General features: G+C 60.3%; 14 protein-coding genes. 3 read left to right on the plus strand and 11 right to left on the minus strand.

Going from position 1 to position 14,694, the window contains the following annotated elements; all coding sequences use genetic code 11:
• Nucleotide 1: 1 nt before the first annotated feature.
• Nucleotides 2–1,309 carry a CitMHS family transporter gene (locus tag FW796_RS13680; protein ID WP_123723794.1) on the minus strand — a complete coding sequence of 436 codons (1,308 nt, stop codon included), beginning with the start codon at nucleotides 1,307–1,309 and terminating at the stop codon, nucleotides 2–4.
• A gap of 319 nt (nucleotides 1,310–1,628) precedes the next feature.
• Between FW796_RS13680 and FW796_RS13685 the strand changes: the two genes are divergently transcribed.
• Nucleotides 1,629–2,030 (plus strand): GFA family protein, encoded by a 402-nt coding sequence (locus tag FW796_RS13685; protein WP_404937998.1) that lies wholly within the window; start codon nucleotides 1,629–1,631, stop codon nucleotides 2,028–2,030.
• 23 nt (nucleotides 2,031–2,053) lie between these two features.
• Here FW796_RS13685 and FW796_RS13690 read toward each other — a convergent pair whose 3' ends face one another.
• The 10 genes from FW796_RS13690 to FW796_RS13735 all read right to left on the minus strand — a co-directional run bounded on the left by FW796_RS13690 (nucleotide 2,054) and on the right by FW796_RS13735 (nucleotide 12,015).
• Nucleotides 2,054–4,015, minus strand: coding sequence for a DUF7844 domain-containing protein (locus tag FW796_RS13690; protein WP_346634632.1), 1,962 nt, complete (start codon nucleotides 4,013–4,015; stop codon nucleotides 2,054–2,056).
• On the minus strand, nucleotides 4,012–4,332 hold the full coding sequence (locus FW796_RS13695) for a DUF2388 domain-containing protein (protein ID WP_016963715.1): 321 nt from the start codon (nucleotides 4,330–4,332) through the stop codon (nucleotides 4,012–4,014). The genes FW796_RS13690 and FW796_RS13695 overlap by 4 nt, the downstream gene beginning before the upstream one ends.
• A 27-nt stretch (nucleotides 4,333–4,359) precedes the next feature.
• Nucleotides 4,360–4,653: a DUF2388 domain-containing protein gene (locus FW796_RS13700; protein WP_371826189.1), complete on the minus strand. Its 294-nt coding sequence runs from the start codon at nucleotides 4,651–4,653 to the stop codon at nucleotides 4,360–4,362.
• Nucleotides 4,654–4,768: 115 nt separating this feature from the next.
• The gene (locus tag FW796_RS13705) at nucleotides 4,769–5,086 is read right to left on the minus strand and encodes a DUF2388 domain-containing protein (protein WP_123723799.1); all 318 of its coding nucleotides are present in this window, start codon (nucleotides 5,084–5,086) and stop codon (nucleotides 4,769–4,771) included.
• A 473-nt stretch (nucleotides 5,087–5,559) separates the two neighbouring features.
• Entirely contained in the window at nucleotides 5,560–5,775 is a 216-nt protein-coding gene (locus FW796_RS13710; RefSeq protein WP_011058498.1) for a DUF1127 domain-containing protein, read from the minus strand.
• A gap of 319 nt (nucleotides 5,776–6,094) precedes the next feature.
• Nucleotides 6,095–7,588: an acetyl-CoA hydrolase/transferase family protein gene (locus FW796_RS13715; protein WP_346634631.1), complete on the minus strand. Its 1,494-nt coding sequence runs from the start codon at nucleotides 7,586–7,588 to the stop codon at nucleotides 6,095–6,097.
• A 179-nt stretch (nucleotides 7,589–7,767) separates the two neighbouring features.
• The gene (locus FW796_RS13720; protein ID WP_446439465.1) at nucleotides 7,768–9,204 is read right to left on the minus strand and encodes an NAD(P)(+) transhydrogenase (Re/Si-specific) subunit beta; all 1,437 of its coding nucleotides are present in this window, start codon (nucleotides 9,202–9,204) and stop codon (nucleotides 7,768–7,770) included.
• The gene (locus tag FW796_RS13725) at nucleotides 9,204–9,527 is read right to left on the minus strand and encodes an NAD(P) transhydrogenase subunit alpha (protein ID WP_005783507.1); all 324 of its coding nucleotides are present in this window, start codon (nucleotides 9,525–9,527) and stop codon (nucleotides 9,204–9,206) included. Before FW796_RS13725 ends, FW796_RS13720 begins: the two co-directional genes overlap by 1 nt.
• 15 nt (nucleotides 9,528–9,542) lie before the next feature.
• Nucleotides 9,543–10,664 carry a Re/Si-specific NAD(P)(+) transhydrogenase subunit alpha gene (locus tag FW796_RS13730; protein WP_346634630.1) on the minus strand — a complete coding sequence of 374 codons (1,122 nt, stop codon included), beginning with the start codon at nucleotides 10,662–10,664 and terminating at the stop codon, nucleotides 9,543–9,545.
• 451 nt (nucleotides 10,665–11,115) lie between these two features.
• A complete protein-coding gene (locus tag FW796_RS13735) occupies nucleotides 11,116–12,015 on the minus strand; it encodes a LysR family transcriptional regulator (RefSeq protein WP_346634629.1) in 900 nt (299 codons plus the stop codon).
• A 158-nt stretch (nucleotides 12,016–12,173) separates the two neighbouring features.
• Here FW796_RS13735 and FW796_RS13740 point away from each other — a divergent pair, with 158 nt between their 5' ends.
• On the plus strand, nucleotides 12,174–13,355 hold the full coding sequence (locus FW796_RS13740) for an acyl-CoA dehydrogenase (protein WP_077933165.1): 1,182 nt from the start codon (nucleotides 12,174–12,176) through the stop codon (nucleotides 13,353–13,355).
• A gap of 13 nt (nucleotides 13,356–13,368) precedes the next feature.
• Complete coding sequence (locus FW796_RS13745) at nucleotides 13,369–14,589, plus strand: CaiB/BaiF CoA transferase family protein (protein ID WP_346634628.1); 1,221 nt, start codon at nucleotides 13,369–13,371, stop codon at nucleotides 14,587–14,589.
• The last annotated feature ends 105 nt before the right edge of the window (nucleotides 14,590–14,694 follow it).

Genomic DNA, 14,694 nt, shown 5'->3' on the forward strand with positions numbered 1-14,694 from the left:
TTTATAGAGTGCTGAACAGCGGAAAAATCCCCATCAGCAAAGCGGCGAACATTATGCACAGACAGACCAGCACTGCCCACTTGAGGGTGAAGCGCTGGTGATCGCCGAACTCGATGCCGGCCAGGGCCACCAACAGATAGGTCGAGGGTACCAGCGGGCTGAGCAAGTGCACCGGTTGGCCGACGATCGACGCGCGGGCCATTTCCACCGCCGTGATGCCGTAATGACTGGCGGCTTCTGCCAGCACCGGCAATACGCCGTAGTAGAAGGCGTCGTTGGACATGAAGAAGGTGAACGGCATGCTCACCAGCGCGGTGATCACTGCGAGATAGGGACCCAGGGCGTCAGGGATCACTGCCAGCAGGCTCTTGGACATGGCGTCGACCATGCCGGTACCGGACAGGATGCCGGTGAAGATACCGGCAGCAAAGATCAGCCCGACCACTGCCAGCACGCTGCCGGCGTGGGCCGCAACCCGGTCCTTCTGCTGCTGCAGGCAGGGGTAGTTGACGATCATGGCAATACTGAAGGCCACCATGAACAGTACCGGTAACGGCAGCAGCCCGGCGATCAGCGCGCACATCAGGGCGAAGGTCAGAGCACCGTTGAACCAGATCAGCTTCGGACGACGAGCGTCGGGGTACTGCGAGACGCTGATTTCACTGTGGTCGATCTCATCGCCCGCCAGGTGCAGTTCACCCAGGCGTGCGCGCTCACGTTTGCCGTACAGATAGGCGATCGCCAGGATCGCCACCACGCCGGCCAGCATGGCCGGGATCATCGGGACGAAAATGTCCGACGGGTCCACGTGCAAAGCGCTGGCGGCACGGGCGGTAGGACCGCCCCAGGGGGTCATGTTCATCACCCCGCCGGCGAGGATGATCAGGCCGGCCATGATCCGCGGGCTCATGCCGATGCGGCTGTACAGCGGCAGCATGGCGGCCACGCAGATCATGTAGGTGGTGGCACCGTCACCGTCCAGGGACACCACCAGGGCCAGCACGGCGGTGCCGACCGAGACCTTCAGCGGGTCGCCCTTGACCAGCTTGAGGATCTTGCGCACCGCCGGGTCGAACAGGCCGGAGTCGATCATCAGGGCGAAATACAGAATGGCGAACATCAGCATCACGCCGGTGGGCGCCAGCTTGGTGATGCCTTCGAGCATCATGGGACCGATCTTCGGCGCGAAACCGCCGAACAGGGCGAACAGGATCGGCACGATGATCAGCGCGATCAGCGCGGACAGGCGCTTGGTCATGATCAGGAACATGAACGTGATGACCATGGCGAAGCCAAGGAAAGTCAGCATGGGAATACTCCAGGCGTAGCGCGGCTAGGGAATGGCGAACCGGGTGGGATCAGCGCAGAACGGCAAGCACGAGGCGTACGGGAGGAGTCGAAGCGAACAGGCGGGTACGAGCAGACATCAGAATCACCATTGTTGTTGTTAATAGGGCCGGGAGCGCCAGAAACGCCCGCTGTGGCCAACCGGTCTTTTGCCGGTAGTGGAGGCGATCCTAATCGGGGAAGCTTTCAGCCAGCTTTCGACATTGAAAGGAAACGGTGGATGTTCCTGCAGGCGACCAGCGGCATAAAGTGATGGGCATGGGCCCACAAGAGGAATGCACATGAGTGAGTTGCACACCGGAGGCTGCCACTGCGGGCGGCTGCGCTACCAGTTCAGCGGGCCACTGCGGGATATTGCCCACTGTCATTGCTCGGTCTGCCGCCGGGTCAGTGGCGGTCTGGTGACCACCTGGATCACCCTGCCCGCCCGGGCTTTCACATGGCTGGAGGGAGCTCCCGCCCGCTATGACTCCTCCAGCAGCTGTGCCCGTTATTTCTGCGGCAACTGTGGAGCACAGCTGGCGTTGATAACCCATCTGAGTCCCGAGAGCATCGACGTGACCATTGCCAGTCTGGATCACCCTGAGTTGGCGCCGGCCGAGCGACACATCTGGACTGACAACCGACTGCCTTGGCTACATCTGGATGAGCACTTGCCCGCGGAGCCGCAGGAAACATTGTAGGAGCCGGCTTGCCGGCGAAGCTTTCAAGGCAGCTCTAACCCACCCGCCGCCTTGTGCAGAGCCCGCAGATGCTCGCCCACCTGCTTCAGATTGGCCTCGTTGGCGGCAATTTCCGCCGCCCGTGCCGGCTCCAGCAGGGCCCGCACTTCCTTGTCCAGTTCGCCGGTCAGGGATTGCAGCTGTTTCTGCCGCTCACTGCTTTCGGACTCCAGGCGCTGCCATTCGCCGGGCTGGGGCAAGCCATAGCCGCTGCTGCCCAGCAGCTCCGCCGGTCGGCTGAGGAAACCGCTGTTGGCGAGAATTTCCTGCAAGGTCTTGTTGGCTTTCTCCATGCCGCCATTCTTCAGTTCCCGGGCGCCGAGGTAGCGCTGCTTGACCTCGTCCTGGGCCAGCAACAGTTGCCGGCGATAGCTGGCCTGCTCCAGGAGCAGCAAGGCCGCGCTGGTACGCAGGTCGGCCCGGTCGAACCACTGGCGGCGCTCCGCGGCGCTCAGTGACAGCCAGTCTTCGACGCTGGCCTGCTTGATCGGCAGGTGCTTTTTGATCACCTCGAACATTGCCTGGTAGCGGTCGCGGAAGGAGTCGAAGCGATAGCCCAGGCGTAGCGCTTCCCGGGGATCGTCGAGCACGCTGGTGTCCGCCAGTCCCCTGCCCTTGAGTACTTCCAGCAAGCCGTTGGGCATGATGCTGTCGAGGCCGATCAGTTGTTTGTTGTTGCTGCCGCTACGCAGCAGCTTGAGGCTTTCCACCGCGCAGTTGTTGGACAGAAAGTAATAGTTGCCGTCATAGCTCCAGTGCATCTCGGCGGCGTGCTCCACCACTTCCTCGATCTCGCTGCGTGACAGCTTCAAGGGCACGGACGCCAGGCTGCGCAGTTCGGTCTTGGTGTATTCATCGATGACTTGCGACAGCGGCAGGACGAAAAGCCGCGAAGGATATTTGCCCACCAGGCCATCCCAACTGGACAACTGCACATCACCGACAAAGGCGCGATAGGACAGCACCAGATGCTGGTCCAGGTCCAGGCGGCAATCCGGGCCACGGGGCCGGCCCGGGGCACAGATCACCAGGCGCAGCATGCTGTGGCCCCAGCGGCTGACCCAGTTCTGGTTGGCTTCGGCCAGCAGGTAGTCCACCGCGTAGACCCGCTCCGGGTCCACCTTGCCCAGGGGCGTCTTGGCGAAGTCGTTGCCGGCGTTGAGGAAGGCGAAGGACTGGGCGCAGTTGTCCTTGGCGGCCGGGGCCCAGGCGAAATGTTCCTGGTAATAGCGGTACAGCGCCGGGCGGCGGCAGGCGTAGCTCGGATCGAGGAGGAAGTACTCCATGTTCACCGCTACGAACTCTTTCGGGTTGGTGGTCTCGTAGAGGTCCGGACTGCGAGCTATCTGCCGGTTGTGCTGTTCCCGCTCTCCGCGGCGGCCGACATATTGCGGCCAGCCGGCCAGGTCCAGCAGTCGCGGGTCGTCGCTGAGGGTGAAGCGGCGATCGTTCTGGCCCCGGCACTCATCCGGCAGGCCGATCAGGCCGGAGGTGCCGGTCTTGCGGGTGCAGCGCTGGATCAGGCTGCGTTCGGCGCTGGGCCATAAACGCGCACGATCATAAATGTGGGTCAGTTCATGCAGTACGGTGGCGAGTAGCTCCCGGCGCACGGTGCCGTGAGGGCGACTGGTCTTCTGGTTCGCAGCGGAGCCATCGGCCAGGCTGGGTAGCAGAGCGCGGTTGAGGTCCAGTTCCGCAACCAGGGATGCCGCGCCATAGGCGTTGTCGGGCATCTGGTCGGTCCAGCCGACATCAATGGTGCGATCCAGTTGCTGGATCAAACGCGGCGGCAATGCCTGCATCGCTTCATCCAGCAGCGCCTGGCTGGCGTGTTGTTGCGCCGGGCTCAAACCATCGGTCTTGAGGCGCAATTGCAGGTCGGCCTGGGCGGTGCCACAGAGCAGCGCCAGGGTCCCGGCCAGCAGCCAGGCGAAGACTGGCTTCACAGGGCGAGGATAGCTTCGGCCAGGACCTGATCGCTGGCGTCACGGGCTTCCGGCAGCTGGGTACGCAGGGCAGTGAACGCCGCTTCCAGTTGTGCGCCACGGATATCGCCATTGCTGGCGACGAAGCTGGCGGCATCGTCATGGGCTTCGCGCACGACTTTGGAGTCACGGATCGAGGTGGTGGTGTCCGAGGTGAAATCGATCGTGCGGCCAGAGGCGCGGACGATGATATTACTGGTGGCCACCAGGGTGTGTGCCTGGGCCACGTCGGCCAACAACAGCAGGCCAAGGGTGGCGGCAATCAGCGGGCTACGCATGGAACGACTCCGGAATAACAGGGATGGCTATTGGACGAGAATTGCCTGCGCCAGTTCAAGGTCGCTGGCATGAAGTTTTGCCTGGTGTTGCCGCAGATATTTCAGCGCGGACTCCAGGCGTGCCCCACGCAGTTGGCCGTCGGTCGCAATGAAGGCGGCGGCGTCATCCTGGGCGGCGAGCAGCAGTTTATGGTCGAAGGGCGCCGAGGTCACCTGGCTTGTAGCGTAAGCCGTGATGACCGAACTCTGGGTCGTCAGGTCGAATGCCTGCACCGAGGAGGCCCAACAGACAGCGATCAATAGTGGAGCGAAAAGCGAAATTCGGAACAAACCCAAGAGTCTCGACAGCTGAAAACCAGCGCCAAGGCTAGCGCAATGGCCCGGACAGGGCCAGTGCAGAGGCTTTCAGGTGCGTATACGCACCTGAAACGGCAGGTCAGATCGCCAGGATTGCCTGAGCCAGTTGTGTGTCAGTGGCCTGCAGTTGAGGGGCTTGTTGGCGGATGTGGGCGAAGGCACTTTCCAGTTTTACCCCACGAATTGCGCCGTCGGTGGCGACGAAGCTGGCGGCGTCATCCCGGGCAGCGCGGACAATCTTGTTGTCGCGCAGGGAGGAAGTGGCGTCGGAGGTCGCATCGGTCGTGGCCTTGAGGGCGCCGACAATGGCATCAGTGGTCACGATCAGGCTAGTGGCGTGGGCATTGGTAGCCAGGGCCAGAAGTGCGGCAGCGCTGAGCAGGCGAAGACGGGACATGGGTAACTCCTGTGAATGAACAGACAATTAAAGGGCGCTGAGTGAGACGCCGGGCAGCCACTGCGAGGTGCTGTGTCTGATGGATCTGACGCAGCTCGGACGAGAATCGCTACGTCACTTCAGATATTAGGCTGAGCTGTTCTATTCGCACAGATCTGTGTCAGGGCTGGGGACCGCCAACAATGGGTGCATGACGCAGTCCACGTTGATACGTCGAACGATTGGCTTGCGGCATCGTGGTGTTGGGTTTCACGGCGGCTAGACAGATACATCCGGGTTTAAATTGTACTGGTTGTATTTTGATTTTATTAAAACTGTACCTGTCATTGTCTGGTACAGGCTTTCCTTTACCTTTGGACATTTGTCATCGGCCCAGAACGACAAAACCCGTCGTGGTTTCCCACGACGGGTTTTGTGTGTGCAATTCGGGGTGCTGGCGGTGGACCCGGAGGGTCAGGGCCAGCGACGCTGCGTTAGCGCCAGAACGGCTTGCTCAGCTCTTCGTAGCGTTGTGCTTCGCTGATCCCGGCATCGGCCAGCAGACGCGAATCCAGGCGAGCCAGTTGATGGCGGCTGGAGATGCGGCGCTGCCACAACATCAGGTTGGCGATAACGCGCAGAGGCAGGGAAGCCTGGGTTTTTTCAGCTTTGTCTTCGAAGAACAGTTCGGAACTGAGTGTACGTTCCATGGTTGACATCCTTCCGCTTGTGGCGGGATCAGGTAGTGGTTTAACTGGTGCCCATGATCCTCTTCACGCGCAAGACTCTGTAGATACAGTTCACCTGTATTGTGAGGGACCAGTTAACTGTTTATAGGGGCTGTACTGTTCGGAAATGGCGCAACTGTACCTGTCAGCACCTTTTTGGTGCATTTAGGCGGTTTTTGATTGGGGATTAACGGTTTCAGGCGAGGAAAAGACCGGTACAGCAGTACAGTTTTTGTCGACCTTTAGTGGGCGGCTGGCGAGCTGACGAAACTGTGTTTGCGTCAGCTGCCAACTGTATCAATCACTCGGCGAGCATCTTCCCGGTTTCTTCCAGGTTGATGTGCCAGCTCAGAGCATCACGCAGGATGTGCGGCGTGTGACCACCCAGGGCGCAGGCCTTGGTGAAGTAGTCATTCAGCGCGTCGCGGTAGGACGGATGCACACAGTTGTCGATGATCACCCGGGCCCGCTCACGTGGCGCCAGGCCACGCAAGTCGGCGAGGCCGATCTCGGTCACCAGGATGTCGACGTCATGCTCGGTGTGGTCTACGTGGCTGACCATGGGTACCACGCTGGAAATCGCCCCGCCCTTGGCAATCGACTTGGTGACGAAGATCGCCAGGTGCGCGTTGCGGGCGAAGTCGCCGGAGCCGCCGATGCCGTTCATCATCCGCGTGCCGCAGACATGGGTGGAGTTGACGTTGCCGTAGATGTCGAACTCCAGTGCAGTGTTGATGCCGATGATGCCCAGGCGGCGCACGACTTCCGGATGGTTGGAGATCTCCTGTGGACGCAGCACCAGCTTGTCCTTGTAGCGCTCCAGATTGCCGAACACGTCAGCGTTGCGCCGGCTCGACAGGGTGATGGAGCTGCCCGAGGCGAAGCTGAGCTTGCCGGCGTCGATCAGGTCGAAGGTCGAGTCCTGCAGTACTTCGGAGTACATGGTCAGGTTCTCGAACGGCGACTCGATCAGGCCGCACATCACTGCGTTGGCGATGTTGCCGATACCCGCCTGCAACGGGCCGAGCTTGTTGCTCATGCGCCCTGCGTCCACTTCCTGCTTGAGGAAATCGATCAGGTGATTGGCGATGCCCTGGGTTTCGCTGTCCGGGGTGGACACGGTAGACGGCGAGTCGGGCTGGTTGGTGATGACGATGGCGACGATCTTGTCCGCTGGAATCGGAATCGCGGTGCTGCCGATGCGATCGTCGACCTTCACCAGGGGGATTGGGGTGCGGGTTGGACGATAAGTCGGGATATAGATGTCGTGCAGGCCTTCCAGGTTCGGGTTGTGCGCCAGGTTGATCTCGACGATCACCTGCTTGGCGAAGATCGCGAAGCTGGCGGAGTTGCCCACCGAGGTGGTCGGTACGATGTGCCCCTGCTCGGTAATGGCCACGGCTTCGATCACCGCAATGTCTGGCAGCTTGAGCTGCTGGTTGCGCAGTTGCTCGACGGTTTCCGAAAGGTGCTGGTCGATGAACATCACTTCGCCGGCGTTGATCGCCTTGCGCAGGGTGCTGTCGACCTGGAACGGCATGCGCCGGGCCAGGACGCCGGCTTCGGTGAGTTGCTTGTCCAGGTCGTTGCCCAGGCTGGCGCCGGTCATCAGGCTGATTTTCAGCGGGGTTACCTTGGCCCGTTCGGCCAGGGCATGGGGCACGGCCTTGGCCTCACCAGCGCGGGTGAAGCCGCTCATGCCGACGGTCATGCCGTCCTCAATCAGGGCGGCAGCGTCGGCGGCGCTCATCACCTTATCCAACAACGAAGGCAAGCGGATACGATCACGGTACATGGATTGTTATCTCGGGCAACGGAAGCAAGAAGCGCAGTCTAGTGATTTCAAAAAAAAACGCCCCGCGACAAAGGTCGAATGAAAGGCCCTGATCTAGAGCCTTCTGTCGGCTTTATGGTGTAAATAAAAAACCCCAGCCTACTAAAGGCTGAGGTTTGGGGTATTGCGCTACAGCAGCTTTATTCGACGGCTTTGACCATGTCTTCGATGACCTTCTTCGCGTCGCCGAAGACCATCATGGTCTTGTCCAGGTAGAACAGTTCGTTGTCCAGACCGGCATAACCACTGGCCATGGAGCGCTTGTTGACGATGATGGTCTTGGCCTTGAAAGCCTCGAGGATCGGCATGCCGGCGATGGGCGATTTCGGATCGTTCTTCGCCGCCGGGTTGACCACGTCGTTGGCACCCAGGACCAGCACCACGTCGGCCTGGCCGAACTCGGAGTTGATGTCTTCCATCTCGAATACCTGGTCGTAAGGCACTTCGGCTTCGGCCAGCAATACGTTCATGTGGCCGGGCATGCGCCCTGCTACCGGGTGGATCGCGTACTTCACGGTCACGCCGCGGTGGGTCAGCTTTTCGGTCAGCTCTTTCAGCGCGTGCTGGGCCCGCGCTACCGCCAGGCCGTAGCCGGGAACGATGATCACCGTGTCCGCGTTGGTCAGCAGGAAGGTCGCATCGTCAGCCGAGCCGGATTTCACCGGACGGGCTTCCTGTGCACCGGCCGGGCCGCCCGCATCGGCGCTGTTGCCGAAACCGCCCAGCAGCACGTTGAAGAACGAACGGTTCATCGCCTTGCACATGATGTACGAGAGGATTGCACCGCTGGAGCCCACCAGGGAGCCGGCGATGATCAGCATCGAGTTGTTCAGGGAGAAACCGATCCCTGCCGCTGCCCAGCCCGAATAGCTGTTGAGCATCGACACCACCACCGGCATGTCGGCGCCGCCGATCGGGATGATGATCAGCACGCCCATGACGAAGGCCAGGGCCAGCATCAGGGCAAAGGCGCCGAGGTTGCCGGTGACCATGAAGGTCGCACCCAGGCCGAGGGTGGCCAGGCCCAGCACCAGGTTGAGCTTGTGCTGCCCGGCGAACTGTACTGGTGCGCCCTGGAACAGGCGGAACTTGTACTTGCCCGACAGCTTGCCGAAGGCGATCACCGAGCCGGAGAAGGTGATGGCACCGATGGCCGCGCCGAGGAACAGTTCCAGGCGGTTACCGGCGGGGATCGCGTCGCCCAGGTGCTTGACGATGCCCAGAGACTGCGGCTCGACTACGGCGGCAATGGCGATGAACACCGCGGCCAGGCCGATCATGCTGTGCATGAAGGCCACCAGCTCCGGCATCTTGGTCATCTCAACGCGCTTGGCCATGATCGAACCGGCGGTGCCGCCGATCAGCAGGCCGACAATCACGTAGCCAATGCCGGCGGTCGCCAGTTCAGCGCCGAGCTTATAAATGAGGCCAATGGTGGTCAGCACCGCCAAGGCCATGCCCAGCATGCCGAACAGGTTGCCGCGTCGGGACGTGGTCGGGTGCGAAAGGCCCTTGAGCGCCTGGATAAAACACACCGAGGCGATCAGATAGAGGGTTGTTACCAGGTTCATGCTCATTATTTCTGCACCTCTTCTTTCACGGCTTTGGGCGCTTTCTTCTTGAACATTTCCAGCATGCGGCGGGTGACCAGGAAGCCACCGAACACGTTGACCGCAGCCAGGGCTACGGCCAGGGTGCCCATGGTCTTGCCCAGCGGGGTCACGGTCAGGGCGGCAGCCAGCATGGCACCGACGATGACGATGGCGGAAATGGCGTTGGTCACGGCCATCAGGGGCGTGTGCAGTGCGGGTGTGACGTTCCAGACCACGTGGTAACCGACATAGATCGCCAGCACGAAGATGATCAGGTTGTAGATACCGGGGGAGATAAGCTCTTCCATCGTCTGAATCCCTGCTTAGGCGTTTTTGCGGATGACTTGGCCGTCGCGGCACATCAGGCACGCGGCGACGATGTCGTCTTCGAGGTTGACTTCGAACTGCCCTTCTTTAGTGAAGACAAGCTTCAGGAAGTCCAGCAGGTTGCGGGCGTACAGCGCCGAGGCATCTGCAGCTACTGCGCCGGCCAGGTTGGTCGGGCCGACGATGGTTACACCGTTTTCGACCACGACCTGATCCGCTACGGTCAGTGGGCAGTTGCCGCCTTGTGCTGCTGCCAGGTCGATGACCACCGAGCCGGGTTTCATCTGGGCGACAGTCTCGGCACTCAGCAGCGTCGGTGCCTTGCGGCCCGGGATCAGCGCGGTGGTGATGACGATATCGGCTTGCTTTGCACGCTCGTGGACCGCCTGGGCCTGGCGCTGCATCCAGCTGGCCGGCATGGGACGGGCGTAGCCACCGACACCGACAGCGCACTCGCGCTCTTCGTCGGTCTCGTAAGGCACGTCGACGAACTTGGCCCCCAGGGACTCGATCTGCTCCTTCACCGCCGGGCGCACGTCCGAAGCCTCGATCACCGCGCCCAGGCGCTTGGCCGTGGCAATGGCCTGCAGCCCTGCCACACCGGCGCCGAGGATCAGCACGCGGGCCGCTTTGACGGTGCCGGCGGCGGTCATCAGCATTGGCATGAAGCGCGGGTAGTAGTGGGCGGCCAGCAGCACAGCCTTGTAGCCGGCAATGTTGGCTTGGGACGACAGCACGTCCAGGCTCTGGGCCCGGGAAGTGCGTGGAGCTGCCTCCAGGGCGAAGGCGGTAATGCCGTGTTCGGCCAGCTTGGCGATGGTTTCATTGCTGAACGGATTGAGCATGCCCACCAGTACGGTGCCGCTCTTGATCAGAGCCAGCTCGCTGTCGCTGGGGGCCACTACCTTGAGGATCAGTTCGGCGCCAAAGGCATCGTTGGCGTTGCCAATGGTTGCCCCTGCCGCTTCATAGGCACTGTCGACCACGCTGGCGTTGATGCCGGCGCCGCTTTGCACAGTGACTTTATGACCCTGGCCGATCAGCTTCTTGATGGTTTCCGGGGTTGCAGCTACCCGTGTTTCACCCGTCTGGGTTTCGAGAGGAACACCAATGTGCACGTCAAATCTCCTGCTTGATCTTATTGCTTTCGATCTTTCTTAGAAGGCCAGCGCACTGAGGAGGGTGCGGCTGGGGCGGCCGATCAGCACGATCCCGCTGAAATCACAGCGGGGCGCGGCATTTTGCAGGCGAACTTTGAGGCCTTCAAGGGATTCTGACTAGTGACGGAAAATTAACTACAAGTCACCCCGTGACCGAATGTCGCAACGTACAGGCTTAACCCCTTGTAAGCCGTGCCTTTCAAGGCTTTATCCATGAAATTAAGATTTTTCTCATCGGTGGCGTGAATAGTCTTACATCGCCTCTAAGTAAACCCTACAAGCCGCGTGGTTAGGCGCTTGTAGGACGATTGTCCAAGGTGTCGGTACAGTCTGTTTAAATGCGACAAATAGTTATATCTGTAGGGCTTTTGATTATTTGACTACGGGGTCAGCTATTGGCTCGAAGCCTTCATTTACTGAGGTTGTAGCTGTTCGCCTGGCCCACCAGCCAATCGCGAAATGCCCGTAAAGAGGCTGACTCCACCTTGCGCTCGGGAATCATCAGGTAATACGCCTTGATGCTCGTCAGTGCTTGAGGGTTGGCAATCACCAGGCGTTTTTCCGCCAGTTCGCGTTGAATGAGAAAGGCTGGAATCAGGGCGATGCCCATGTCGTGCATGGCTGCCTGGGCGAGCATGGAGAATAGCTCGTAGCGTGGCCCTGTCATGTCGCGGGGGACGTTCATTTGTTGTGAGTTGAACCATTGTCGCCAGGCATAGGGGCGTGTGGTCTGCTGCAGCAGGGGCAGCTCGGCAATGGCTTTGGCGCTCAGTTGCTGGCTGCTACCCAGTATGGCCGGGCTGCACACCGGCACTGGATGCTCGCCCATCAGACGATGGGACTGAGTGCCGGACCAGTCAGCGTCGCCGAAGTAGATGGCCGCGTCGAAGGGGGTATCAGCGAACAGGAAGGGGCGCGTGCGGTTGGTCAGGTTGACGGTGACTTCGGGGTGTTGCTGCTGGAAGTCCTTGAGGCGTGGCAGCAGCCATTGAGTGCCGAAGGTCGGCACCACTGCCAGTTCGATGACATTGGCGCCTTGCTGACCCATTACGGAAAGAGTGTCGCGCTCTACTGCATCCAGTTGAGTCGCGACCCGTCGACTGTAGGAAAGGCCGGCTTCGGTAAGTTTGACTCCCCGCCGCGAGCGTCGGAAAAGTTCTACACCGAGGAACTCCTCCAGGCTGGCGATCTGTCGGCAGACGGCACCCTGGGTCAGGGAAAGCTCCTGTGCCGCCTTGGTAAAGCTCTCGTGGCGGGCAGCTGCCTCGAAGCTGATCAGGGCGGCGGTACTGGGGATCTTTCTGCGCATGTACGGCTATCTCACTAATGGTGGCTGTGGATGGCACTTTTTGCCGTTACGAAGTGAGAAATTAGCACAACAGCATGCAAAATCCTCGTTTGCCGGGAGGCTCCTGCTGGGCCTAGGATCAGCCCACGATAGTTGACCTACTTCACGAGGACTCACTCATGGGCGGCAAAGCAAGCTTCAACTGGATCGATCCCCTTTTGCTGGACCAGCAACTCACCGAAGAAGAGCGCATGGTCCGCGACAGTGCCGAGCAGTTCGCTCAAGACAAGCTGGCACCACGGGTTCTGGAAGCTTTCCGCCATGAGAAGACCGACCCGGCCATCTTCCGGGAAATGGGTGAAGTCGGCCTGTTGGGTGCGACCATTCCCGAGCAGTACGGCGGCAGTGGCCTGAACTATGTGTGCTATGGCCTGATCGCTCGTGAAGTGGAGCGCGTGGACTCGGGTTACCGCTCCATGATGAGTGTGCAGTCGTCCCTGGTGATGGTGCCGATCAACGAGTTCGGCACCGAAGCGCAAAAGCAGAAGTATCTGCCGAAGCTGGCTTCTGGCGAATGGATTGGCTGCTTTGGTCTGACCGAGCCGAATCATGGTTCCGACCCGGGCGCGATGATCACTCGCGCTCGTAAAGTGGAAGGTGGCTACAGCCTGACCGGCAGCAAGATGTGGATCACCAACAGTCCGATCGCGGATGTGTTTGTGGTCTGGGCCAAGGATGACGCTGGTGATATCCGTGGCTTCGTTCTGGAGAAAGGCTGGAAAGGCCTGAGCGCTCCAGCCATCCATGGCAAGGTGGGGCTGCGGGCATCGATCACCGGCGAGATCGTCATGGATAACGTCTTTGTGCCGGAAGAGAACATCTTCCCGGATGTGCGCGGTCTGAAAGGTCCTTTCACTTGCTTGAACTCGGCACGCTACGGCATCTCCTGGGGAGCGCTGGGCGCGGCGGAATTCTGCTGGCACACCGCGCGTCAATACACCCTTGATCGTCAGCAGTTCGGTCGTCCTCTGGCCGCCACTCAGTTGATCCAGAAAAAACTGGCGGACATGCAGACCGAGATTACTCTCGCCCTTCAGGGCTGCCTGCGTCTGGGGCGGATGAAGGATGAAGGTACCGCGGCGGTGGAAATCACCTCGATCATGAAGCGCAACTCCTGCGGCAAGTCTCTGGATATCGCGCGCATGGCTCGTGACATGCTGGGTGGTAACGGGATCTCCGATGAGTTTGGTATCGCTCGCCATCTGGTGAACCTGGAGGTGGTCAACACCTACGAAGGCACCCACGACGTGCATGCGCTGATTCTCGGGCGTGCACAAACCGGTATCCAGGCGTTCTATTAATAGGAGAGCGGCCATGGGCGCGTTATCGCATCTGCGGGTACTGGATTTATCGCGAGTACTGGCCGGGCCTTGGTCCGGGCAGATCCTTGCGGACCTGGGGGCCGAGGTCATCAAGGTCGAGCGTCCGGGCAATGGTGACGATACACGCGCCTGGGGGCCGCCCTTCCTTAAAGATGCCTATGGCGAGAACACCACGGAAGCGGCTTATTATCTGTCGGCCAACCGTAACAAGCAGTCAGTGACCATCGACTTCACTCGTCCTGAAGGGCAGCAGTTGGTGCGTGAGCTGGCTGCCAAGTCGGATATTGTCATTGAGAACTTCAAGGTTGGTGGGCTGGCTGCATATGGCCTGGACTATGAATCGCTCAAGGCAATCAATCCGAGCCTGATTTATTGCTCGATCACCGGGTTTGGTCAGACCGGACCCTATGCCAAGCGGGCGGGTTATGACTTCATGATTCAGGGGCTGGGTGGGTTGATGAGCCTGACCGGACGCCCTGAGGGTGATGAGGGGGCTGGGCCGGTGAAGGTCGGTGTGGCGTTGACCGATATTCTGACCGGGCTGTACTCGACGGTGGCGATTTTGGCGGCCTTGGCCCATCGGGATCAGGGTGGCGGCGGCCAGCACATCGATATGGCGCTGCTGGATGTGCAGGTTGCCTGTCTGGCTAACCAGGCCATGAACTATCTGACAACGGGAGTTGCTCCCAAACGCTTGGGCAATGCGCATCCCAATATAGTGCCCTATCAGGATTTTCCGACTGCGGATGGAGACTTCATCCTCACCGTGGGTAACGACGGGCAGTTTCGCAAGTTTGCTGAAGTGGCAGGTCAGCCGCAGTGGGCGGATGACTCTAGGTTTGCCACTAACAAGCTGCGAGTGGCTAATCGGGCGGTGTTGATTCCATTGATTCGTCAGGCGACGGTATTCAAGACTACTGCTGAGTGGGTAAGTCAGTTGGAGCAGGCAGGAGTGCCGTGTGGGCCGATCAATGACCTGGCCCAGGTATTTGCCGATCCGCAGGTTGTGTCTCGAGGGTTGGCTGTCGAGCTGCCCCATGTGTTGGCTGGGATGGTGCCTCAGGTAGCTAGTCCGATTCGTCTCTCCGAGACGCCTGTGGAGTACCGTAATGCCCCTCCTCTATTGGGGGAACACACTGCCCAGGTCCTGCAGCGGGTATTGGGAATGCAGGTCGAGACTGTGGAGGCTTTGACGCGTTCTGGAGTGCTGTAAGGCTTCTCTTCTATATAGAGGCACGTAATGCTCTTCTATATAGCTAGCGAAAACAGCCCTCTGGGGCTGTTTTTGAGCTTATTGATAGAAAATGCAAATTAACCC

The organism is Pseudomonas sp. 910_21, assembly GCF_052850735.1.

Coding starts and splice junctions, on each gene's coding strand:
- FW796_RS13680 (WP_123723794.1), bottom strand. CDS start 1,309: ATGCTGACTTTCCTTGGCTTCGCCATGGTCATCACGTTCATGTTCCTG.
- FW796_RS13685 (WP_404937998.1), top strand. CDS start 1,629: ATGAGTGAGTTGCACACCGGAGGCTGCCACTGCGGGCGGCTGCGCTAC.
- FW796_RS13695 (WP_016963715.1), bottom strand. CDS start 4,332: ATGCGTAGCCCGCTGATTGCCGCCACCCTTGGCCTGCTGTTGTTGGCC.
- FW796_RS13705 (WP_123723799.1), bottom strand. CDS start 5,086: ATGTCCCGTCTTCGCCTGCTCAGCGCTGCCGCACTTCTGGCCCTGGCT.
- FW796_RS13710 (WP_011058498.1), bottom strand. CDS start 5,775: ATGGAACGTACACTCAGTTCCGAACTGTTCTTCGAAGACAAAGCTGAA.
- FW796_RS13715 (WP_346634631.1), bottom strand. CDS start 7,588: ATGTACCGTGATCGTATCCGCTTGCCTTCGTTGTTGGATAAGGTGATG.
- FW796_RS13720 (WP_446439465.1), bottom strand. CDS start 9,204: ATGAGCATGAACCTGGTAACAACCCTCTATCTGATCGCCTCGGTGTGT.
- FW796_RS13725 (WP_005783507.1), bottom strand. CDS start 9,527: ATGGAAGAGCTTATCTCCCCCGGTATCTACAACCTGATCATCTTCGTG.
- FW796_RS13735 (WP_346634629.1), bottom strand. CDS start 12,015: ATGCGCAGAAAGATCCCCAGTACCGCCGCCCTGATCAGCTTCGAGGCA.
- FW796_RS13740 (WP_077933165.1), top strand. CDS start 12,174: ATGGGCGGCAAAGCAAGCTTCAACTGGATCGATCCCCTTTTGCTGGAC.
- FW796_RS13745 (WP_346634628.1), top strand. CDS start 13,369: ATGGGCGCGTTATCGCATCTGCGGGTACTGGATTTATCGCGAGTACTG.